The sequence below is a fragment of the Methylobacterium sp. D54C genome, assembly GCF_053345595.1.
Genome location: NZ_JBKFAK010000217.1, coordinates 1 through 298 on the forward strand (window position 1 = coordinate 1; position 298 = coordinate 298).

The window sequence follows — 298 nt, forward strand, 5'->3', positions numbered from 1 at the left end:
CACGCCGAGGGTCATGCCCCGGGACGCGTGCGCCCCGAGGTGGAACAGGCGCCGCAGCAGCGGCCGATCGAGGAGCATGCGGCCGCGCGGCTCAGACGACGTCGAGGGTGATGGCGCCGAGACCGTCGGTCGCCGCGACCATGCGCTGGCCGCGCTGGACCGGGCCGCCGCGGGAGGGTGTGCCGGTGAAGATCAGGTCGCCGGGCTGCAGGGCGAAGTAGCTCGACAGGTAGGCGATCTGCTCGGCGACGGACCAGATCATGTCGCCGAGGTCGCCCTTCTGGCGGATCTCGCCGTC

At 72.8% G+C, this 298-nt stretch carries 1 protein-coding gene; it reads right to left on the bottom strand.

Annotated features, from left to right (window positions below):
• Positions 1–91: 91 nt before the first annotated feature.
• Positions 92–298 (bottom strand): fumarylacetoacetate hydrolase family protein (locus ACLBYB_RS33230; RefSeq protein WP_447701432.1); only part of this gene is annotated, 207 nt, incomplete at its 5' end.